Annotated in this window: 21 protein-coding genes and 1 riboswitch; of the genes, 13 read left to right on the top strand and 8 right to left on the bottom strand. The window is 36.0% G+C overall.

Annotated elements, in window-relative coordinates; all coding sequences use genetic code 11:
* Positions 1–13 precede the first annotated feature (13 nt).
* Both purH and purD read left to right on the top strand, forming a co-directional pair.
* On the top strand, positions 14–1,549 hold the full coding sequence (gene purH / locus BAQ46_RS25385) for a bifunctional phosphoribosylaminoimidazolecarboxamide formyltransferase/IMP cyclohydrolase (protein ID WP_000745403.1): 1,536 nt from the start codon (positions 14–16) through the stop codon (positions 1,547–1,549).
* A 121-nt stretch (positions 1,550–1,670) separates the two neighbouring features.
* A complete protein-coding gene (gene purD, locus BAQ46_RS25380) occupies positions 1,671–2,942 on the top strand; it encodes a phosphoribosylamine--glycine ligase (RefSeq protein WP_001101951.1) in 1,272 nt (423 codons plus the stop codon).
* 37 nt (positions 2,943–2,979) lie between these two features.
* On the opposite strand, the gene BAQ46_RS25375 is transcribed toward purD, so the two are convergent.
* From BAQ46_RS25375 to BAQ46_RS25365, 3 genes are all read right to left on the bottom strand, one after another.
* Entirely contained in the window at positions 2,980–3,144 is a 165-nt protein-coding gene (locus BAQ46_RS25375) for a type II toxin-antitoxin system antitoxin (protein ID WP_001085171.1), read from the bottom strand.
* Between the two features lie 16 nt (positions 3,145–3,160).
* Entirely contained in the window at positions 3,161–4,006 is an 846-nt protein-coding gene (locus BAQ46_RS25370; RefSeq protein ID WP_000660683.1) for an SPFH domain-containing protein, read from the bottom strand.
* 209 nt (positions 4,007–4,215) lie between these two features.
* Complete coding sequence (locus BAQ46_RS25365; RefSeq protein ID WP_000812349.1) at positions 4,216–4,593, bottom strand: YgaP family membrane protein; 378 nt, start codon at positions 4,591–4,593, stop codon at positions 4,216–4,218.
* 336 nt (positions 4,594–4,929) lie between these two features.
* On the opposite strand from BAQ46_RS25365, the gene pcrB reads away from it, so the two are divergent.
* The 7 genes from pcrB (at position 4,930) to BAQ46_RS30460 (ending at position 14,013) form a co-directional block, all read left to right on the top strand.
* Positions 4,930–5,619, top strand: coding sequence for a heptaprenylglyceryl phosphate synthase (pcrB, locus tag BAQ46_RS25355; protein ID WP_000272090.1), 690 nt, complete (start codon positions 4,930–4,932; stop codon positions 5,617–5,619).
* Positions 5,620–5,631: 12 nt separating this feature from the next.
* A complete protein-coding gene (gene pcrA / locus BAQ46_RS25350; protein ID WP_071743039.1) occupies positions 5,632–7,875 on the top strand; it encodes a DNA helicase PcrA in 2,244 nt (747 codons plus the stop codon).
* Positions 7,876–7,890: 15 nt separating this feature from the next.
* Positions 7,891–9,900 carry an NAD-dependent DNA ligase LigA gene (ligA, locus tag BAQ46_RS25345; protein ID WP_000031446.1) on the top strand — a complete coding sequence of 670 codons (2,010 nt, stop codon included), beginning with the start codon at positions 7,891–7,893 and terminating at the stop codon, positions 9,898–9,900.
* Positions 9,901–9,916: 16 nt separating this feature from the next.
* The gene (locus BAQ46_RS25340) at positions 9,917–11,110 is read left to right on the top strand and encodes a CamS family sex pheromone protein (protein ID WP_000717039.1); all 1,194 of its coding nucleotides are present in this window, start codon (positions 9,917–9,919) and stop codon (positions 11,108–11,110) included.
* Between the two features lie 95 nt (positions 11,111–11,205).
* Positions 11,206–11,976, top strand: a complete 771-nt coding sequence (locus tag BAQ46_RS25335) for a TSUP family transporter (RefSeq protein WP_000343966.1) — start codon at positions 11,206–11,208, stop codon at positions 11,974–11,976.
* Positions 11,977–12,129: 153 nt separating this feature from the next.
* Positions 12,130–13,677: an L-glutamate gamma-semialdehyde dehydrogenase gene (gene pruA, locus BAQ46_RS25330; RefSeq protein ID WP_000259550.1), complete on the top strand. Its 1,548-nt coding sequence runs from the start codon at positions 12,130–12,132 to the stop codon at positions 13,675–13,677.
* A gap of 177 nt (positions 13,678–13,854) precedes the next feature.
* Positions 13,855–14,013, top strand: a complete 159-nt coding sequence (locus tag BAQ46_RS30460) for a hypothetical protein (RefSeq protein WP_001045034.1) — start codon at positions 13,855–13,857, stop codon at positions 14,011–14,013.
* A gap of 222 nt (positions 14,014–14,235) precedes the next feature.
* On the opposite strand, the gene BAQ46_RS25320 is transcribed toward BAQ46_RS30460, so the two are convergent.
* A complete protein-coding gene (locus BAQ46_RS25320; protein WP_000844901.1) occupies positions 14,236–14,799 on the bottom strand; it encodes a cysteine hydrolase family protein in 564 nt (187 codons plus the stop codon).
* Between the two features lie 242 nt (positions 14,800–15,041).
* A riboswitch (SAM riboswitch) is annotated at positions 15,042–15,148 on the top strand.
* A 123-nt stretch (positions 15,149–15,271) separates the two neighbouring features.
* On the opposite strand from BAQ46_RS25320, the gene BAQ46_RS25310 reads away from it, so the two are divergent.
* Genes BAQ46_RS25310 through BAQ46_RS25300 form a run of 3 tightly spaced genes read left to right on the top strand, consistent with a single transcriptional unit; the run spans position 15,272 to position 17,822 of the window.
* On the top strand, positions 15,272–16,291 hold the full coding sequence (locus BAQ46_RS25310; RefSeq protein WP_001992420.1) for a methionine ABC transporter ATP-binding protein: 1,020 nt from the start codon (positions 15,272–15,274) through the stop codon (positions 16,289–16,291).
* Positions 16,281–16,946: a methionine ABC transporter permease gene (locus BAQ46_RS25305; protein ID WP_001261859.1), complete on the top strand. Its 666-nt coding sequence runs from the start codon at positions 16,281–16,283 to the stop codon at positions 16,944–16,946. Before BAQ46_RS25310 ends, BAQ46_RS25305 begins: the two co-directional genes overlap by 11 nt.
* Positions 16,947–16,967: 21 nt before the next feature.
* The gene (locus BAQ46_RS25300; RefSeq protein ID WP_000721603.1) at positions 16,968–17,822 is read left to right on the top strand and encodes a MetQ/NlpA family ABC transporter substrate-binding protein; all 855 of its coding nucleotides are present in this window, start codon (positions 16,968–16,970) and stop codon (positions 17,820–17,822) included.
* Positions 17,823–17,992: 170 nt separating this feature from the next.
* Here BAQ46_RS25300 and BAQ46_RS25295 read toward each other — a convergent pair whose 3' ends face one another.
* The 4 genes from BAQ46_RS25295 to BAQ46_RS25280 form a co-directional block, all read right to left on the bottom strand.
* Positions 17,993–18,478 (bottom strand): HXXEE domain-containing protein, encoded by a 486-nt coding sequence (locus BAQ46_RS25295; protein ID WP_071743031.1) that lies wholly within the window; start codon positions 18,476–18,478, stop codon positions 17,993–17,995.
* Between the two features lie 63 nt (positions 18,479–18,541).
* On the bottom strand, positions 18,542–18,733 hold the full coding sequence (locus tag BAQ46_RS25290; protein ID WP_071743029.1) for a DUF3926 domain-containing protein: 192 nt from the start codon (positions 18,731–18,733) through the stop codon (positions 18,542–18,544).
* Positions 18,726–19,907 carry an ArsA family ATPase gene (locus BAQ46_RS25285; protein WP_076873992.1) on the bottom strand — a complete coding sequence of 394 codons (1,182 nt, stop codon included), beginning with the start codon at positions 19,905–19,907 and terminating at the stop codon, positions 18,726–18,728. The genes BAQ46_RS25290 and BAQ46_RS25285 overlap by 8 nt, the downstream gene beginning before the upstream one ends.
* A gap of 76 nt (positions 19,908–19,983) precedes the next feature.
* Positions 19,984–20,466, bottom strand: a complete 483-nt coding sequence (locus BAQ46_RS25280) for a MarR family winged helix-turn-helix transcriptional regulator (RefSeq protein ID WP_000942473.1) — start codon at positions 20,464–20,466, stop codon at positions 19,984–19,986.
* A 232-nt stretch (positions 20,467–20,698) separates the two neighbouring features.
* Between BAQ46_RS25280 and BAQ46_RS25275 the strand changes: the two genes are divergently transcribed.
* Complete coding sequence (locus BAQ46_RS25275; RefSeq protein WP_001254393.1) at positions 20,699–20,935, top strand: YiaA/YiaB family inner membrane protein; 237 nt, start codon at positions 20,699–20,701, stop codon at positions 20,933–20,935.
* Positions 20,936–21,064 lie beyond the last annotated feature (129 nt).

Genomic DNA, 21,064 nt, shown 5'->3' with positions numbered 1-21,064 from the left:
GGGTGAAGGGTAAATGAAAAAGCGTGCATTAGTAAGTGTTTCAGATAAAACAGGAGTAGTAGAATTTGTTAAAGGTTTACTAGAACAAGGGATCGAAGTTATATCAACAGGTGGTACGAAAAAATTACTAGAAGAAAACGGCTTACAAGTAATCGGTATTTCTGAAGTAACTGGTTTCCCAGAAATTATGGATGGTCGTGTGAAAACATTACATCCAAATATTCATGGTGGTCTATTAGCAGTTCGTGATAATGAAACGCATGTAGCACAAATGAATGAGTTAGGTATAGAGCCAATTGATTTTGTTGTCGTTAACTTATACCCATTCAAAGAAACAATCGCTAAGCCTGATGTAACATTTGCTGATGCAATTGAAAATATTGATATCGGTGGCCCGACAATGATTCGCTCTGCTGCGAAAAATCATAAATTCGTATCTGTAATTGTAGATCCAGTAGATTATGATGTTGTATTAGCTGAATTAAAAGAGAACGGTGAAGTAGCAGAGGAAACAAAACGTAAACTAGCAGCAAAAGTATTCCGTCATACAGCAGCATATGATGCACTAATTTCTAATTACTTAACAGAGCAAATGGGTGAAGAAAGTCCTGAAACATTAACTGTGACATTTGAGAAAAAGCAAGACTTACGTTATGGCGAGAACCCACATCAAAAAGCAACTTTCTATAAAGCGCCATTCGCAGCAACTTCTTCTGTTGCATACGCAGAACAATTACACGGTAAGGAATTATCGTATAACAATATTAATGATGCAGACGCAGCGCTTAGCATCGTGAAAGAATTTACAGAACCAGCAGTAGTAGCGGTAAAACATATGAATCCATGTGGTGTTGGAGTAGGTACGGATATTCATGAAGCATACACACGTGCTTATGAAGCGGATCCAGTATCCATTTTTGGAGGCATTATTGCAGCGAATCGTGAAATTGATAAAGCTACAGCTGAAAAGTTACATGAAATTTTCTTAGAAATTATTATTGCACCTTCTTTCTCAAAAGAAGCTTTGGAAGTATTGCAAAGTAAGAAAAACTTACGTTTACTAACTGTAAATATTGAAAAATCGACAAGCGCGAGCAAAAAACTAACTTCTGTACAAGGTGGCCTTCTCGTTCAAGAGGAAGATACGTTATCATTAGATGAAAGTACAATTTCAATTCCAACAAAACGTGAACCTTCAGAGCAAGAATGGAAAGATTTAAAATTAGCTTGGAAAGTTGTAAAACATGTGAAGTCAAATGCAATTGTTTTAGCGAAAGATGATATGACAATTGGTGTCGGTGCGGGACAGATGAACCGTGTAGGTTCTGCAAAAATCGCAATTACACAAGCTGGTGAAAAAGCACAAGGTAGCGCGCTTGCATCTGATGCTTTCTTCCCAATGCCAGATACATTAGAAGAAGCAGCAAAAGCAGGAATTACAGCAATCATTCAACCAGGCGGATCAATCCGTGATGAAGATTCTATTAAAGTGGCGGATACATATGGGATTGCTATGGTGTTCACTGGCGTACGTCATTTCAAACACTAATAGAGGAAGTTTAAAAAGTCCGGTTAAGATAACCTTCCTTTTTAAACTTTGATTGATATGAAAAAACAAACTAGGAGCATAGCTTCTAGTTTGTACTTATTTAAATATTGGGGGATGAAATATGAATGTTTTAGTAATTGGCCGCGGTGGGCGTGAGCATGCTTTAGCTTGGAAGTTTGCACAATCTGAAAAAGTAGAAAAGGTATATGTAGCACCAGGTAATGAAGGTATGCGTGATGTTGCAACACCAATTGATATTGATGAAAATGATTTTGATGCATTAGTTTTATTTGCGAAAGAGAATCATGTTGAGTTAACTTTCGTTGGACCAGAAATTCCACTTATGAATGGAATTGTTGATCGTTTTAAAGAAGAGGGACTTCGCGTATTTGGTCCGAATCAAGCGGCTGCTGTTATTGAAGGTAGTAAAGCTTTTACAAAAGAGCTTATGAAAAAATATAATATTCCAACTGCAGCGTACGAAACTTTTACAGACTACGAAGAAGCAGTAAAGTACATTGAAAAGGTTGGTGCACCAATTGTTATTAAGGCAGACGGTTTAGCGGCTGGTAAAGGTGTAACGGTAGCAATGACACTTGAAGAGGCATTACAAGCTGTGAAAGAAATGCTGCAAGATGTAAAGTTCGGGGAAGCGAGTAAGAAAGTTGTTATTGAAGAGTTTTTAGATGGACAAGAATTTTCATTAATGGCATTTGTGAATGGAACAACTGTACATCCGATGGTAATTGCACAAGATCATAAACGAGCTTTTGATGGTGATAAAGGTCCAAATACTGGCGGAATGGGTGCATATTCTCCAGTACCACAAATTTCGGAGTCAGCAGTTCAAGAGGCGATTGAAACGGTGTTACATCCAACTGCTAAAGCGATGATCCAAGAAAATCGATCGTTTACAGGAATTTTATATGCGGGACTTATTTTAACAAATGATGGTCCAAAGGTAATTGAATTTAATGCACGTTTTGGCGATCCTGAAACTGAAGTTGTATTACCCCGTTTAGAAAATGATTTAGTGGACGTATGTAACGCTGTATTAGATGAAAGTGAGTTAACGTTACAATGGTCAGAGGAATCGGTAATTGGTGTTGTGCTTGCTTCGAAAGGATACCCGGAAGCATATAAAAAAGGTGAAATTATTAAAGGGCTAGATGCATTGCAAGATGTAATTGTTTTCCATGCGGGTACAGCAATGAAACATGGTGACTTTGTGACAAACGGTGGCCGTGTACTATTTGTTGCTTGTAAGGCGAATAGTTTACAAGAAGCAAAAGATAAAGTATATAAAGAAATCGGTAAAATTGAGAGTGATGGTCTATTTTACCGAAGTGATATAGGATATCGTGCAATTGGGCATGAGATGACGAGAAATTAATATGTGAAAAATCCCGCTGATTCCTCAGCGGGATTTTTTATGCATCTTTATCCTTTTTTAATTTCCCTTTTTGCTTTGCCATTTCTCGAAGTAAATATTCGATGTGTGCATTGACGCTACGAAACTCATCATTCGCCCATTTTTCGATGACTGCGTGTAATTCAGGATCAATACGTAATGGAAAGCTTTTCTTTTTAGCCATAAGGATTTACAACCTTTTAGTATAGGCTTCCTGTATTAATAACTGGTTGCGCACCTTTGTCTGAAACGATGGCAACTAATAAGTTGTTCACCATATTTGCTTTACGCTCGTCATCGAGTTCTAGTACGCCTTCTTCATCTAACATATGGATTGAATCTTTTGCCATCTTCACAGCACCTTCAACAATCTCTTTTCTAGCAGCTAATACTGCTTTTGCTTGTTGACGTTGTAGCATTGCATGGGCAATTTCTGTTGCGTAAGCTAAATGTGTTAAACGAGTTTCTAATACTTCTACGCCAGCAATTTCAAGGCGTGCTTCTAACTCGCGTTTTAATTCTTCAGAGATTTCTTCAGTGTTTCCACGTAACGTAATGCAAGTTTCATCTTGAAAATTGTCATAAGGATATTTCGTTGCAACGTGGCGGATTGCCGTTTCGCTTTGAATTTCTACAAATCGATCATAATGTTCAACGCCGAACATTGCTTTTGCAGAATCAACAACCTTATATACGATAACAGCTGCAATTTCAATTGGGTTGCCGTCGACATCATTTACTTTTAATTTTTTACTATTAAAGTTTTCAACACGTAACGATACAGTTTGACGGAACGCGAACGGAATCGTTAAAAATAAACCGTTTTGACGAATTGTTCCTAAATAATTACCGAAAAACGTAATGACTTTTGCTTGATTTGGCTGAACAATCCCGATACCTGTAGCAAGAACTGCAGCTAAAATAATAGTTAATGCTGCTCCTATGAAAATTTCTTGTACAAGGAAAAATACACCGATAGCGGCTAAAATTAAAATTCCAATAATCCCAAGAAAACCATTAACGTAAAATACTTGTTTTTCTTTCATATGATCGCCTCCTGATATAAAAATGATATCACTTTTATATCATTTTAAGCAAGGGGTTTACACCTAATTTTCTGAATTTTATTGATTATGTATATTTAAATACTTAAAATAAGAATATATGTTCTGTTTCGTGGTAAAATAAAGAAGACTTAACCGCCCACTGCAGCAGCTAAGTCCCTTTGAGAGCATCTTGCATCGTGACAAATGATTCAAAGCGGTTTTGCCAGGATTATATCTTCAATCGCTGACTCAATCTCTTTGTCAGAAGCGTCATAACTTCCATTTGACTGTGGTTTGTCGTGATTGGAGGTTTGATTCGCTTCTTCTTTAGTATGTCCCTTTTTAGCAAAATCCATGCTAGGCATTTTAAATGCCCCCATGTTCATGTATTTTCCGAATTTCCACATTTCAACAATAGGGCAGAAACGAACAATTCCCTCTGCAACTTTCATTGCACCAATCCATAGCAAAATGTTAGACCAAGTGCACCAAGGTTTGCGCACGAGTTTCGTTGCACTACAACCGAAGAGGACAAGTCCGAGTGTAATTCGAATTAGGGCATTTATTGTACCGATATTTTGCTTCATTAGAAAAACACTCCTTTTATGAAAGTTGAAATAGATAATACTATTTCTTTTATTAGTATCCCTTTTGATTTTTCGGATATGTAATCCAACATTTGACGTGGAAAAAGATGTTGGATTGTGCGTGTGTGTAAGTAACTTTTTTTGTTATAATGAAAGAATGCATAAAAGGAACTTCAAAATTAAATCCTCTAGTTTAAAAAATATGGAAGAGGTAATTCCAAACTTAATTCTCCGTTTTAAACAAATATTTAAGATGAAGTTAAAACAATAATGATGAAAATAAACTGTTATTTTAAACAGAAATATATACAACTTGAGAAAAGAAAGGGTGTTTTCATGTACGATATTTCCGGATGGAAACATGTATTTAAGCTTGATCCGAATAAGGAATTAAGTGACGAACATTTAGAAATGATTTGTGAGTCTGGAACAGATGCTGTTATTGTAGGCGGAAGTGATGGGGTGACAATTGATAATGTACTACACATGCTAGTTAGCATTCGTAGATATGCAGTTCCTTGTGTGTTAGAGGTTTCTGATGTGGAAGCAATTACACCAGGATTCGATTTTTATTATATCCCAAGCGTTTTAAATAGCCGAAAGGTGGAATGGGTAACAGGCGTTCATCATGAGGCTTTGAAAGAATTTGGGGATATTATGGATTGGGACGAAATTTTTATGGAAGGATATTGTGTTTTAAATCCTGAAGCGAAAGTAGCCCAGCTTACAGATGCAAAGTGTGATGTAACAGAAGATGATGTAATTGCATACGCGCGTTTAGCAGACAAGCTATTACGTTTACCGATATTTTATTTAGAATATAGCGGTACGTATGGAGATGTTGAACTTGTTAAAAATGTGAAAGCAGAATTGAAACAAGCTAAGTTATATTATGGCGGTGGTATTTCTAATGCTGAACAAGCGAAGGAAATGGCGCAGTATGCTGATACAGTAGTTGTCGGAAATATTATTTATGATGATATAAAAGCAGCGTTAAAAACGGTTAAAGCAGTAAAAGGAGAGTAGGTGCAGGCATATATGAGTATGACAGATAGATTATTAAATGGTTTAAATCCGCAGCAACAAAAAGCAGTACAAACAACGAACGGACCACTTCTATTAATGGCAGGCGCAGGCAGTGGTAAAACACGTGTGTTAACACATCGTATTGCGTATTTACTTGGTGAAAAAGGAGTAGCACCATGGAATGTACTAGCTATTACCTTTACAAATAAAGCCGCTCGTGAAATGCGCGAGCGTATTGATACACTTGTCGGACCAGAAGCTGAAGATATTTGGATTTCTACGTTCCACTCTATGTGTGTACGTATTTTACGACGTGATATCGATCGCATTGGTATTAATCGTAATTTTACAATTTTAGATTCAGGTGATCAGTTAACTGTAGTCAAAAAAATTATGAAAGAGCGCAATATTGATCCGAAGAAATTTGAACCGCGCTCTATTTTAGCTGGTATTAGTAATGCGAAAAATGAATTGTTATCTGCGGATAAATATGCAAAGAAAATTACAATTGCTGATCCATATGAAAAATTAACGAGCGATGTATATACAGAATATCAAAAACGTCTTTTGAAAAATAACTCACTAGACTTTGATGATTTAATTATGACGACGATTCAACTATTTGAACGTGTTCCAGAAGTACTAGAGTTTTATCAGCGTAAATTCCAGTATATTCACGTGGATGAGTATCAAGATACGAACAAAGCGCAGTACCTTCTTGTTAAACATTTAGCAGCACGTTTTAAAAATTTATGTGTTGTAGGTGACTCAGATCAGTCAATTTATCGCTGGCGTGGTGCGGACATTTCCAACATTTTGTCATTCGAAAAAGACTATGAGAATGCGCAAGTTATTCTGTTAGAACAAAATTATCGTTCGTCACAAAATATTTTAAATGCAGCGAATGCGGTTATTGAAAGAAATACGAATCGTAAACCGAAGAAATTATGGACAGATAATGAAGTTGGAAGCAAAATCTCTTACTATCGTGCTGCAACGGAAAAGGACGAAGCATACTTTGTGGCGAAAAAAATTCGCGACGATATTCAAATGGGAAAACGAAAATATACTGATTTTGCAGTGTTATATCGTACAAATGCGCAGTCTCGTATGGTCGAGGAGATTTTCCTGAAATCTAATATTCCTTACAAAATTGTCGGCGGTACGAAGTTCTACGACCGTAAAGAGATTAAAGACATTTTGGCGTATTTACGCTTAATTGGTAATCCAGATGATGAGATTAGTTTCGCACGTATTATTAACGTGCCAAAGCGTGGAATTGGTGCGACTTCTATCGACAAAATTATTAATTACGGTGTACAAAATGGAATTTCATTAACAGCTGTATTCGATGAGATTGAGCATGTTGGAGTAAGTGCAAAGGTTACAAAGGCAGTAAAGGAATTCGCAGGTTTATTACACAACTGGGTAAATATGCAAGAGTATTTATCTGTTACAGAATTGGTAGAAGAAGTTATTGAGAAAACAGGTTATCGCGATATGTTGAAAAATGAGCGTACGTTAGAAGCAGAAGGTCGTCTAGAGAACTTAGATGAGTTTTTATCTGTTACGCAAACATTTGAATCTCAAAGCGAAGATAAGAGTCTTGTTGCATTCTTAACAGACTTAGCACTTGTTGCAGATATTGATCGTGTAGATGAAGACCCAACTGCTGGTGAGGAAGTTATTTTAATGACGATGCATTCAGCGAAAGGATTAGAATTCCCAGTTGTCTTTATTGTTGGTTTAGAGGAAGGAATATTCCCGCATACTCGTTCTCTAATGGAAGAAGATGAAATGCAAGAAGAGCGTCGTCTTGCTTATGTAGGTATTACTCGTGCAGAAGAAGAGTTGTATTTATCTAATGCACAAATGCGTACTTTATTTGGTAGAACAAGTATGAATGCCGCATCTCGATTTATTACAGAAATCCCGACAGAACTAGTGGAATCATTAAATGAAACAGCGCCGAAGCGTGAAACTTCGTTTGGTGCAAAAGGAAGAGTGGCAAGTAGCAGTAAAACGACAACTACAACACGTTCTCGCTCAGCTTTCGCGCGTCCTGCAGCTAAGACGACAGGCGGCGAACAAATCGGCTGGGCAGTAGGCGATAAAGCTTCCCACCAAAAATGGGGAATCGGTACAGTTGTAAGTGTAAAAGGTGAAGGTGATGCAAAAGAATTAGATATTGCGTTCCCAAGCCCAATTGGTGTTAAACGCTTGTTAGCAAAATTTGCACCTGTGACGAAACAATAGGAAAGGAATGAGGATATGTCAAAAGAGATAGCAAAAAAACGTATAGAAGAACTACGTGATTTGTTAAATACATTTAACTATCAATATCACGTGTTAGACAATCCTTCTGTTTCTGATGCGGAGTATGACCGTAATATGCAGGAGCTTATAAAATTAGAAGCAGAGAACCCAGAGTTTATGAGTGAAGATTCTCCCTCCGTTCGCGTTGGGGGAACGGTTCTTGATATATTTGAAAAAGTAACACACAAGTCACCGATGTTAAGTTTAGGAAATGCATTTAACGAAGGAGATTTACGTGATTTTGACCGACGAGTACGTCAAGGAATTGATGATGCGAATGTAAGATATATATGCGAATTAAAAATTGACGGACTTGCAGTTTCACTTCATTATGAAAAAGGACGCTTCATTCAAGGGGCAACACGTGGTGATGGTGTAACAGGTGAAGATATTACTCAAAATTTAAAAACGATTAAAGCAATCCCGCTTCGTTTAAATGAAGAAGTAACGTTAGAAGTACGAGGCGAAGCTTACATGCCGAAGCGTTCATTCGTTAAGTTAAATGAAGAAAAAGAGCAAAATGGTGAAGATGTATTTGCAAATCCGCGTAATGCGGCAGCAGGTTCAATCCGCCAACTTGATCCGAAAATTGCAGCGAAGCGTAACTTATCTATGTTTGTATACGGTCTTGCGAATGTAGAAGAAAAAACAATCCTATCACATAGTGAATCGCTTGATTTCTTAGGTGAACTTGGATTCAAAACAAATCCAAATCGACGCACATGTGAAACAATTGAAGAAGTTATAGCTTATGTAGAAGAATGGCAAGAAAAACGTCCGCATCTTGATTATGAGATTGACGGGATCGTTATAAAAGTAGATGATGTTGCTCTTCAAGAAAGTCTAGGCACTACAGCAAAGAGTCCAAGATGGGCAATTGCTTATAAATTCCCAGCTGAAGAAGTTGTAACAAGATTAACAGGCATTGAATTAAGTGTTGGTCGTACAGGGGTTGTAACACCGACTGCAGAGCTAGAGCCAGTGCGAGTGGCTGGTACGATCGTTCGTCGTGCTTCTTTACATAACGAAGATTTAATTCGTGAAAAAGATATTCGAATTGGTGACTACGTTGTTGTGAAGAAGGCTGGAGATATTATTCCTGAAGTTGTGAATGTTATTTTCGATAAGCGTACTGGTGAGGAAGAAGAATATCATATGCCAACGCATTGCCCAGCGTGTGAGAGTGAACTAGTTCGTTTAGAAGAAGAGGTAGCACTTCGTTGTATAAATCCAACTTGTCCTGCTCAAATTCGAGAAGGGTTAATCCATTTCGTTTCAAGAAATGCAATGAATATTGATGGACTTGGAGAACGTGTCATTACACAACTCTTTGAGGCAGATTATATTCGTACATTTGCTGATTTATATTCGTTGACGAAAGAGCAATTATTACAGCTAGAACGATTTGGAGAAAAATCAGCAACGAATTTAGTACAAGCAATTGAAAATTCTAAAGAAAACTCATTAGAGCGATTATTATTCGGTCTTGGTATTCGCCATGTTGGAGCGAAAGCGGCACGTACATTTGCAGAGCATTTCGAAACGATGGATGCGCTTGTGAAGGCAACGGAAGAAGAACTAAAAGCAATTAATGAAATTGGTGAAAAAATGGCTCAATCCGTAGTAACGTATTTCGATAATGAAGACGTATTAGAGTTATTACAACAATTTAAAGAATACGGCGTGAACATGACATATAAAGGCATGAAAATTGCTGATTTACAAAACGTTGAGTCGTACTTCGCAGGAAAAACTGTCGTTTTAACAGGGAAATTAGAAGTTATGGGACGTAGTGAAGCGAAGAAAAAGATTGAGGCATTAGGTGGAAAAGTAACAGGAAGTGTTAGTAAAAGTACAGATTTAGTTGTTGCAGGTGAAGCGGCAGGTTCGAAATTAGCACAAGCGGAGAAACATAATGTCGAGGTTTGGAATGAAGAGAGGTTCTTACAAGAGCTAAATAAGTAAGAGGTGCAAACTTACCATGAAAAAAATAGCATTAGCGGTATTAAGCCTTGGCCTACTTGTAAGTGGGTGTAGTGCAGGTGCTGATAAAGATGAAAAAGTGGTTGAGAAATCGGGGAAAGCAAAAGAGCAAGCAATCGTCCCGAATTACTCTATTTCGGATGAATATTATAAGACGACTATTCCATTTGAGGGAGGAAACGCACGTGGCTTAGTTGTGCAAGGAGTAAGTAATCGTCTTGATATAGATGAATTTGAAACAGGATTAATGCGTATTGCGAAAGAATCATTTAGTACGAAAGATAATGTTTTCAAAGGCGGAAAATCCCTAACTACTCAGTATATACAGATGCTTGTTAAAAGAAAACGTACAGATGCAGAACAAAAGGAACTAGAAGATACATTAAAAAAAGATGCGGTTAAATTCCCGAACATAGGGTTAAATCCTGCATTAGGTACAGGATCCGAATCATTAGAAGTGAAAAATAAAAAAAATCCAATATATATTTCAAATATTTTAGAGCATGATTATTATGTGAACAAAGGCGAAAAAGATGAGCGTAGTGGCATTGTAGTTGGATTAGCAATGAATTCGGTTCATTATTATGAGGAAGAGCATGGGTACCCGCGTGAGGCTGCAATTTCGAATGAAAAGATGTTAGCTGAAGGGAAAAAAATGGTGCCAGAAATCTTGAAAGTTATGCATCAACAAGATCCTGAGACAAAAAACCTTCCGATAACATTTGCAATTTATCGTCAGGCTCCGAAGTCTTCGCTCGTGCCAGGTAACTTTGTTTCTTATGCGAATGTCGAAAAAGGTAGTGAAACGGTTGAGGATTGGAAACAAATTAATGAGAAATATTATTTGTTCCCATCTGAACAAGCGAAAACAGATAATAAACGTGAGGACTTGGCGAGAGTATCAAACTTCAAGGCAAAATTAAGCGATTATTTCCAAGGTGACTATACAGCTGTTATCGGTACTGGTATGTATAGAGACGATGAATTAAGAGAAATAAAGCTTGATATTCCTGTCCAGTTTAATGGGAAAGCAGAAATAATTGGCTTTACACAATATGTAGCCGGGCTTGTTATGGAATACTTCCCGAATTATATGAAAGTACAAGTAACGATTAAATCTGTAGAACGTCCAGAAGCGATTATTATACGTGAGGCGAAGCAAGATGAGCCGTATGTGAAAATTTTAGATTAAATAGAAGGGCCGTTCCTTTATGGAACGGCTTTTTTTCTTGGGTAATTTTGTTATAATTTAAAATGTTATAAATAATGGGGTAAGGGGTAAAGCGCATGGACGAATTAAGTTTTCAAGTCATTATTTTATTAATCGCATTCGGTTTTTTAGCAGCTTTTATTGATTCAGTTGTTGGCGGTGGAGGGTTAATTTCGCTTCCGGCACTTATGTTTGTTGGTTTACCGCCAGCTTCGGCAATTGCAACGAATAAATTAGCTGCAACGATGGGGACGTTTACGAGTGCAATTTACTTTATTCGATCGGGAAAGGTCGATTTTAAAATTGTAGGAAAGTTAATCCCGTTAACTGTTATAGGAGCAGTAGCAGGTGCTTTAGTAGTAAAGTTTATTCCTCCAGATATTTTACGTCCGTTAGTACTTGTAATGTTGGTATTTATTGCTATTTATATTATTGCGAAAAAGGATTGGGGAAGTGTGTCTACCTATAAGAAGATGACGAAAAGAAAAACATTAATATTTTTCTTTGTTATTTTAATGATAGGGTTTTACGATGGGTTTTTTGGACCAGGGACGGGATCCTTTTTAATTTTTGCATTTTTATTAATTGGTTTGGATTTTATTCAAGCGGCAGCATCTGGAAAACTTTTGAACTTTGTTAGTAATATCGTATCGTTAATCACTTTTTTATTTTTAGACGTAATTCATTTTGAATACGGTATTATTATGGGGTTATCGATGATTTTTGGCGCTTATTTTGGATCGAAGTTTGCAGTTCAAAAAGGTGTTGGATATGTAAGAACTTTATTTTTGTTAGTAACTATTTTATTGATTAGCAAAAACGTTTTGGAATATACTCATATTTTGTAGAGTTATACATTTGTATAACTCTGTTTTTTTATTATATTTTAAAAATTAATTAATTTTTAAAATATAAGTCTAGGAATATTTGAATAAATCTAAATTATCGTGTAGAATAATGTTGTAAAATGTAAACGTTTTTCTAAGGGGAGGCTAAAAATAATGGTAGTAGCATACAAACATGAGCCATTTACAGATTTTTCAGTGGAGGCTAACAAATTAGCGTTTGAAGAAGGTTTAAAGAAAGTAGAATCTTATCTTGGGCAAGACTATCCATTAATTATTGGGGGAGAAAAAATCACTACAGAAGACAAAATTGTTTCTGTAAACCCTGCAAATAAAGAGGAACTTGTTGGTCGTGTTTCAAAAGCAAGCCGTGAGTTAGCTGAAAAAGCAATGCAAGTAGCGGATGAAACATTCCAAACTTGGAGAAAATCAAAGCCAGAAATGCGTGCAGACATTTTATTCCGTGCTGCAGCGATCGTTCGTCGTAGAAAACATGAATTCTCTGCTATTCTTGTAAAAGAAGCAGGTAAACCATGGAATGAGGCAGATGCTGATACAGCAGAAGCAATCGACTTTATGGAATATTATGGTCGTCAAATGTTGAAATTAAAAGACGGAATTCCAGTAGAAAGCCGTCCAATTGAATATAATCGTTTTTCTTACATTCCATTAGGAGTAGGTGTTATCATTTCTCCTTGGAATTTCCCATTCGCAATTATGGCAGGTATGACAACAGCTGCTTTAGTTTCTGGTAACACAGTATTACTAAAACCAGCTAGTACAACTCCTGTAGTAGCAGCGAAATTCATGGAAGTATTAGAAGAAGCTGGCTTACCAGCTGGCGTAGTAAACTTCGTACCAGGTAATGGTTCTGAAGTTGGTGACTACTTAGTAGATCACCCTCGTACACGTTTCATTAGCTTCACTGGATCTCGTGATGTAGGTATCCGTATTTATGAGCGTGCAGCGAAAGTAAACCCAGGCCAAATTTGGTTAAAACGCGTTATCGCTGAAATGGGCGGTAAAGATACAATCGTTGTTGATAAAGAAGCAGATCTTGAATTAGCAGCTAAATCTATCGTTGCATCAGCATTCGGATTCTCAGGACAAAAATGTTCTGCATGTTCTCGTGCAGTAATCCACGAAGATGTATACGATCACGTATTAAATCGTGCTGTTGAATTAACGAAAGAATTAACAGTTGCTAACCCAGCTGTATTAGGTACAAACATGGGTCCTGTTAATGACCAAGCTGCATTTGATAAAGTAATGAGCTATGTTGCAATTGGTAAAGAAGAAGGTAGAATTTTAGCAGGTGGCGAAGGAGACGATTCTAAAGGCTGGTTCATCCAACCAACAATCGTTGCTGACGTTGCAGAAGATGCTCGCCTAATGAAAGAAGAAATCTTCGGACCAGTAGTAGCATTCTGTAAAGCAAAAGACTTTGACCATGCACTTGCAATTGCAAACAATACAGAATACGGTTTAACAGGAGCAGTTATCTCTAACAACCGTGATCATATTGAAAAAGCACGTGAAGACTTCCACGTAGGTAACTTATACTTCAACCGTGGATGTACTGGTGCAATCGTAGGATACCAACCATTCGGTGGCTTTAACATGTCTGGTACAGACTCTAAAGCTGGTGGTCCTGACTACTTAGCGCTTCACATGCAAGCAAAAACTACTTCTGAAACTTTATAAGAAATAGTAGAAGAGATCTTCGCAGTCTGCGAAGATCTCTTTTTTTTTGAAAAACTTTCTATATGTGGAGTAAGATAGGTGTCAGTAGAAAAACTGATTAAGTATTAAGGTTTATTTCAGTAAAATAAGGTATATTATATTTGTTGAATAGATTCTCTTTAAAGAGAAGAAAAGTAGGTGAACAAAGTGGGAAAATATCAATTGGATTACAAAGGTCAGGTAGCTGTCGCAAAGTTCCATGAAAAACAGACGCCTGTCAAATTTGATAAAAAGCAGCAAATTGAAAAATTGCGTGCGGAGTATTTGAAAAAGAAACAAAAACAAACAGATAAATAATAGGGGAAACTAGTTCGAATTTAAAATGCTATATATTACCATTCGGCAAATAGAACTAGCTAAACCCTATTCATATCGGGATAAACATGTAAATAGAAATAAAACAATGAGAAAAGTTGACTTATTAGTCACATTTTTTTGTATTCATTTTAAGGATTTCCTGTATAATACAATTTGAAAGAAAATCTATGGTTTGACAAGAAACACTCTTTTCGGTTTTGCTCACTGAAGAGAGTGTTTTTTTGTAGCTAAAAACTCCTCTGTACTCATTACATTTGCATATACGCCATTTAAACTAGCTAAAATTGTATTATGAATATAAACAGCTGGTATCGTAGCATTCTTAAAAGAAAGATCTTTTGTCGCACAAGCATCATGTATAACAGTACATTGCAAGCCGAAATCAAAGGCAGCCCGTACGGTAGCATCAATACACATATGAGTCATCATCCCGCATATGACGAGGTGCTCAATATTTAAACGTTGTAATTGCTCTAGAAGATCGGTTTCGCGAAAACTATTTGGATAATGTTTGAGTATAACGGTTTCTTCTTTAAGTGGGCGTACGCTTTCATGAATATGTACACCTTCTGTATTGGGTAGGAAAAAAGTAGCGTCCTCTTTTATTGCTACATGTTGGATATGAAAAATAGGTTCGTTTTTCGTTCTAAAGAATTGTAATAGCTGACTAGCATATTCGCTTGCTTCTACTGGATTACGCAATTCCATTTTTCCATGTGGAAAATAATCATTTTGAATATCAACGAGTAAAAGAGCTGTTTTCATATATTTACCTTCCTCCAATTTCATATTCAAATAATGGTATTCAATTAGTAGAGAAGATTATCCTTTTAAAAAATATGCAAGAGGAGAATTTTACATAACTTTAAAGATTACTATTTTTTCTTGAATTTTTCATCTGAAAATTTTAATAAAGAAATAATTAATATTTTTCTAAAAAATGTATTGACTCTTATTATTCTGAGTTCTATAATGAGAATTAATTAAACGACAATTAAATCGATACATTCTTATCCAGAGAGGTGGAGGGACTGGCCCTACGATACCTCAGCAACGGGTTTTATAATACCGTGCTAACTCCAGCAAGCCTTATAAAAGGCTTGGAAGATGAGAAGATGTGAACGAGTACATATAAGTGCTCTCCTTCTTATCTTTATGGTTGATAAGAAGGAGAGCACTTTTTATTTTACCTCGAAAGCTCTACTTCAAGTTTTTACAGCATATAGGAGGGGAAAAAATGATTTCTTTTAACAATGTAAGTAAAGTATATGAATCAGGTGGGCAATCTGTTCATGCGGTGGAGGATGTAACGTTATCGGTTGAAAAAGGCGAAATTTTTGGCATTATCGGTTTTAGTGGAGCTGGAAAGAGTACGTTATTACGCCTAGTAAACATGTTAGAGAGACCAACGTCAGGAACGATTTCGATAGATGATAAAGATATTACATCATTATCGACGAAAGAATTACGGAAGCTAAGACAAAGAATCGGGATGATTTTTCAAAGCTTTAATTTATTTAATTCAAGAACAGTGTTTGGGAATATTGCTTATCCATTAAAGTTAGCGAAAGTACCAAAGAATGAGATAAAAGAAAGAGTAAATGAACTGCTGAAGTTTGTAGGGTTAGAAGATAAGGCAAACAATTACCCAGAGCAGCTATCAGGCGGACAAAAGCAGCGTGTAGGTATCGCTAGAGCACTTGCAACATCACCAGATATTCTTATATGTGATGAGGCAACATCAGCTTTAGATCCAGAAACAACGACAGAAATTCTAAACTTATTAAAGAAAGTAAATCGAGAATATAATTTAACAATTCTTCTTATTACACATGAAATGCATGTTGTGAAAGAAATTTGTCACCGTGTAGCTGTAATGGAAAAAGGAAAAGTTATTGAAGAAGGAAAACTGTTTGATGTTTTCACACAACCAAAAACAACGACGACTCAAAACTTTGTACGTTCTGTTATTAATGATCATTTACCGGAAAGTGTTTTAGCGAAAATTCAAAATGGTGGTCAGATTTATCGCCTAACATTTACTGGTGAGGAAACAGGACAGCCGGTACTATCATATATCGCAAAAAACTATAATGTCGATGTAAATGTACTGTACGGAAATATTATTGAACTTCAAAATGTGCTATTTGGAAATCTTCTTGTAGAATTGCAAGGTGAACAGAGGGAAATTCAAAAAGCATTACAACATCTAAGACTGCAAGTGCAGCTGAAGGAGGTAGAAGCTCATGCGAGTTGATTGGAGTATATTTTGGCCGCGCATATTAGATGCGACGGGGGATACCCTCTTAATGGTAATTGTAACCCTTATATTCGCTACAATTCTTGGTATACCTCTAGGTTTACTTTTATATGTAACGAGAAAAGGAAACTTTTTAGAAAATAAATGGGTCTTTTCTATTCTTAATATTATCATTAATACAATTCGTCCAATTCCATTCATCATATTCTTAGTAGCTTTAAGCCCGCTAACAAGAAGTGTTATCGGAACGACAATTGGAACGGCGGCAGCAATTTTTCCAATGACGTTAGTTGCATCAATTGGTATCGCTAGAATGGTTGAAACAAATCTTGTTTCTGTTCCGAAAGGGGTAATTGAAGCAGCGCAAGCGATGGGTGCTTCACCAATTAGAATTGTTTTTGAAATCCTTGTACCAGAAGCGTTAGCACCATTAATTTTAGGTGTTACATTTATGACAGTTGGTTTAATTGAATTTTCTGCAGTTGCTGGGCTTGTCGGTGGTGGCGGCCTTGGTGATTTAGCAATGACATATGGTTATCAACGTTTTGATACATCAGTTATGTTCGTAACGGTCGTTTTACTTATCATTCTTGTACAGTTAGCTCAAAACTTAGGAAACTACTTTGCGAAAGTCTTTTTACGCAGATCATAAAAGGAAGAGGGGGAAAAGAGAATGAAGAAGATTTTAGCATTTGCATTATCAGCGATTGTAGGGGTTTCAGCATTAAGCGGCTGCTCAAGTGGAGACACAGGGGCAGGAGCGAAAGAAAAAGTAGTTCGCGTCGGTGTAACTGGAACGGATGGAGACGCTTGGGAAATTTTGAAGAGGAAAGCTGAAAAAGAAGGAATTAAAATTAAACTGGTTGAGTTCTCTGATTACACAACGCCAAATAAAGCGTTAGCTGATGGAGATATTGAATTAAATTCATTCCAGCATATTGCATTCTTAGAGCAATTTAAAAAGGAGCATAAGCTAGATATTACAGCTGTTGGTACAACGCAAATTGCACCAATGGGTTTATACTCTGAAAAACATAAGAAAGCAAATGAAATTCCAGATGGTTCAGAAATTGCGATTCCAAATGATCCGACGAACCAAGCACGTGCATTAAAACTTCTTGATGCAGCTGGGTTATTAAAGCTTAAAAAAGACTTTGGTCTATTTGGAGATCCAAGCGGCATTGCTGAAAATCCGAAGAAGTTAAAAATTACACCGGTTATCGCACAGCAAACACCTCGTGTATTAAAAGATGTAGCAGCTTCAGTTATTAATAACGGTGTTGCTGGTCAAGCTGGATTAGATCCAGCGAAGGATCCAATTTTCTTAGAAGATCCAAAGAATGAAAATGCGAAGCCATATATTAATATTTTCGCAGCTCGTACGAAAGATAAAGATGATCCAACACTGAAAAAAGTAATTGAATTATATCATTCAAAAGAAGTAACAGATGCAATTAAGAAAGAAACAAATGATGGTTCAATTTCAGTAGATCTTTCACTTGATGAGCTTGAAAAAATCGTAAAATAATGATTGGGTTTAATGGACTAACAGAAGGAACCCCTCCGCTGTTAGTTCGTTCAACATATAATCTACTTAACAAACAAAACAACCCTAATTCTGTACCTTCCAATTCTGTATAACATAGAATCCAATGTTTGTTAAGTAGAGTAATGGACCAGGAGTTTTCCTGGTCTTTTTTATGAATGAAAGTAGCTAGCGAATAGTAAGGTAATCCAAATTATAATAGGATAAGAAAATAAGCTGAAAGCGAGTGTAATTAAGAATTTATTTTTATGAATTAAGTGTTTTTGGGATAAAAAAAAGAAAATAGAAAAGATGGCAATGAAAACTGCGGATATTACGCCAGGGTTATAAGAACGGTAAATGAAAAACAAAATAATATGTTGAACAGAGTTGAAGAAAATTGCCCCTTGTATAAAAATAATCCAGTATATAGAAGACAAGATGTTTATTTGATATAGAAAGACGATAAGTAAAACAAAGAGAGTCAATATAGAAATCGCAATGGAAAATTGTTGGCTAGTTATAAAAGTAATTGAAAATTGATTAGCAAGATATTGTGGCATTTGGAAAGATTCTTCAAGGTTATGAATGAAAAATAAAAAGGGAATTAGCCAGATTGTAAGAGGAGTAAAGTGTCTTGCAGAAAATGTTTTTATCAATTTACATCAGCTCCAATAAAGGGATAGAAAGCCTATAGGAAAAGGCCTTCTACAAGGATATAATTATTCAATTACAATACTTTTTAAATTGCTATTATGTTGTGGTTGTTCGGGAGCATAAGAAGATAGTTCCTCTTGCAAAATATTTAGTACTTGCTGAGCTTGTTGCTGGATTGGAGTAGGTAGCTCTTCTAATATATGCATCCCGACTTTTATTTTTGTGCGAATTATTTTTCGTAGTAGTTCCTCATGCATGCACTACACCTCCAAACCGAATGTTTAGTACATCATCTTCAAACTTAGCTCCTTGAATAGAAAGGTGCGTTAACGTTTTTGGCAGGGTGATATTTCGTTTTGCAGAACCAGCCCGAATAATAAGTTCATCGCCTTTTTGATTTAATGCAAGTTCACTTTTGTTAGAGAAGGGAATGGACAGAACGAAAATATATTCATCGCCATCTTTTTTTACATATTGAGTGCGACCGTTAAATTTTACTTCAGTAGGACAATAATCTTTTTTAAATAAAGCATCTCCAACGCGTTCTAACATAGGTAAGCCAACAACTTCTTGTTCAAACATTGGAGCTTCGTAAATAGGAAGCGGATCAAAGCTATTTTGAATTAATGTTTTATATTTCTTTTGAGTATCTTTCCAAGCTTGAAAATAAGGATCGATGACAGTGTTAGGGATGACGCGGTTAATCATAATCGCATCTACGTTATAATCGTATAAATTTAAATACGTAAAGCTACGCTGAGCCTCTTTAATAACCATTTTTTCGGGATTTACAACGATGCGGATACTTGTTACGTCTCGGTTTGATAAAATATCTCTCATTTCTCCAAGTTGTTCAAGTGTATTTGTTAATTCGTCCATAATATCATCGGTTGGAAGGGGGACACCAAGAAGTGGTTGCGCTACAGGACGAACAACTTTTAAAACTTTTCTTTTAATAGGGAAGAGTTTTTCCATCCACCAGCCGAGCATGTCTGGAAAACTGAGCATGGCTAATGTTTCTCCTGTTGGGGCACAATCAATGATAATAACATCATATGTGTTTTGTTTATAATAATCGAGTACACGAAGTAAGCTAATTAAATCTTCCATACCAGGAAACATCGTTAACTCTTCTGTTGTAATATCATCAGCTGCTTTGGAAGTGAAGAGTAGTGTAATATATTTCTGTAATTTCCCCCAGCCTTTTTCCATTTCATAAATCGTATTAATTTCTTGTGCCCATAGGTTTTCACGAATTTCTAATGGTTCAGAAGATAGTTTTATACCAAATGAATCTCCTAAACTATGAGCTGGGTCTGTGCTCATTACTAAAGTTTTTAATCCTTGTTTTGCGCTTTGAAGTGCAGTTGCCGCTGAAATGCTAGTTTTTCCTACGCCGCCTTTACCTGTATACAAAATAATTCTCATCATTCATATCCCCTTTGTTTCGAGTATCGAATATTACGAGTGGCGAAATAAACAATTGAATAAAAACCCAGCTAGGGTTTTATTCAATCGGAATGTTTTTCATTTTAGGTGTAGAAACTTTTTCTTCTGTTTTTTGTTGTGATGTAGCAATGTGATTCATAATCTTTTGGAAGATCTGTAGTAAAAATGCTTTTTCTTCTTCCGATAATGCTTCTGTTACTAGGCTAAAGTAATGGGCTGCATTTTGTTTTACTTCTTGAACGAGTATTACGCCGTTTTCTGTTAAACGAATTAATACAATACGTCGGTCATTTTCATCACGGTAGCGTTCAATATATCCCTTTTTTACAAGGCGATTTACAACACCTGTCGTTGTACTCATTGGTATATCAAGAAGATCAGCAATTTTCGTCATTGTAATATCTGTATTTCGTTCCATCCAAAGTAAACAAAATACTTCTGTTTTAGAAAGTGTTAAATCTAGGCTTACCCATTCTTCAGGATAGAAAAGTTTCTTGGCGTTATCTAGCAGTAAGTCTAAAAAATGTTCATATTGCAACAATTAATTCCACTCCCGTATATTTCGAGGTTCGTAATATTTATTTTTATTTTATGTAGAATAGAAATAATTGTCAATGATTTTAATTGTTTTTTTCAGATTAGGCAGAAAACTTTCTTTAAAATAGTATTCTTTTATGATAGATTTATAAATATAAAACTAGAATTTACATAAAAATCCATCATGGTAAATATACTTATCTATAATGGATGTACTGCTAACGAGGGGGAGAACGATGAGAAGACGTAATACGCAAGCGTTCACGTTTTTAGCATGGACTTCATTTGTTTGTGCGCTTTCAGGTATGCTAATTGGTATTTATACGCTAGATGAAACGCTTAGTGTAAAAGGATACTATTTAATTGGAACATTATTTTTAACGATGTCTTGTTTTGTATTACAAAAAACAATTCGTGATAATGAAGAAGATAACGAGAGATTTCCGAAAAATAAACCGTTAGATAAAGAGTAAATCGTAAAGAAAGGCGTTTGCCTTTCTTTTTTTATGTAAAAATGGTGTAAGTACCGTGTGTTGACTTGCTTGAAGTACTGAAAATTTGGTATCATCAATAGTATTGTAGATTGAACGATATATTATGGA

Origin of the sequence: Bacillus paranthracis, assembly GCF_001883995.1 — a bacterium.
Classification (GTDB): domain Bacteria; phylum Bacillota; class Bacilli; order Bacillales; family Bacillaceae_G; genus Bacillus_A; species Bacillus_A paranthracis.
This window is presented reverse-complemented; position numbering and strand designations above follow the sequence as displayed.

Bases quoted from the DNA above. Each gene is read 5' to 3' on its own strand.
- purH (WP_000745403.1), top strand. From the start codon at position 14: ATGAAAAAGCGTGCATTAGTAAGTGTTTCAGATAAAACAGGAGTAGTA.
- purD (WP_001101951.1), top strand. From the start codon at position 1,671: ATGAATGTTTTAGTAATTGGCCGCGGTGGGCGTGAGCATGCTTTAGCT.
- BAQ46_RS25375 (WP_001085171.1), bottom strand. From the start codon at position 3,144: ATGGCTAAAAAGAAAAGCTTTCCATTACGTATTGATCCTGAATTACAC.
- BAQ46_RS25370 (WP_000660683.1), bottom strand. From the start codon at position 4,006: ATGAAAGAAAAACAAGTATTTTACGTTAATGGTTTTCTTGGGATTATT.
- BAQ46_RS25365 (WP_000812349.1), bottom strand. From the start codon at position 4,593: ATGAAGCAAAATATCGGTACAATAAATGCCCTAATTCGAATTACACTC.
- pcrB (WP_000272090.1), top strand. From the start codon at position 4,930: ATGTACGATATTTCCGGATGGAAACATGTATTTAAGCTTGATCCGAAT.
- pcrA (WP_071743039.1), top strand. From the start codon at position 5,632: ATGAGTATGACAGATAGATTATTAAATGGTTTAAATCCGCAGCAACAA.
- ligA (WP_000031446.1), top strand. From the start codon at position 7,891: ATGTCAAAAGAGATAGCAAAAAAACGTATAGAAGAACTACGTGATTTG.
- BAQ46_RS25340 (WP_000717039.1), top strand. From the start codon at position 9,917: ATGAAAAAAATAGCATTAGCGGTATTAAGCCTTGGCCTACTTGTAAGT.
- BAQ46_RS25335 (WP_000343966.1), top strand. From the start codon at position 11,206: ATGGACGAATTAAGTTTTCAAGTCATTATTTTATTAATCGCATTCGGT.
- pruA (WP_000259550.1), top strand. From the start codon at position 12,130: ATGGTAGTAGCATACAAACATGAGCCATTTACAGATTTTTCAGTGGAG.
- BAQ46_RS25320 (WP_000844901.1), bottom strand. From the start codon at position 14,799: ATGAAAACAGCTCTTTTACTCGTTGATATTCAAAATGATTATTTTCCA.
- BAQ46_RS25310 (WP_001992420.1), top strand. From the start codon at position 15,272: ATGATTTCTTTTAACAATGTAAGTAAAGTATATGAATCAGGTGGGCAA.
- BAQ46_RS25305 (WP_001261859.1), top strand. From the start codon at position 16,281: ATGCGAGTTGATTGGAGTATATTTTGGCCGCGCATATTAGATGCGACG.
- BAQ46_RS25300 (WP_000721603.1), top strand. From the start codon at position 16,968: ATGAAGAAGATTTTAGCATTTGCATTATCAGCGATTGTAGGGGTTTCA.
- BAQ46_RS25290 (WP_071743029.1), bottom strand. From the start codon at position 18,733: ATGCATGAGGAACTACTACGAAAAATAATTCGCACAAAAATAAAAGTC.
- BAQ46_RS25285 (WP_076873992.1), bottom strand. From the start codon at position 19,907: ATGATGAGAATTATTTTGTATACAGGTAAAGGCGGCGTAGGAAAAACT.
- BAQ46_RS25275 (WP_001254393.1), top strand. From the start codon at position 20,699: ATGAGAAGACGTAATACGCAAGCGTTCACGTTTTTAGCATGGACTTCA.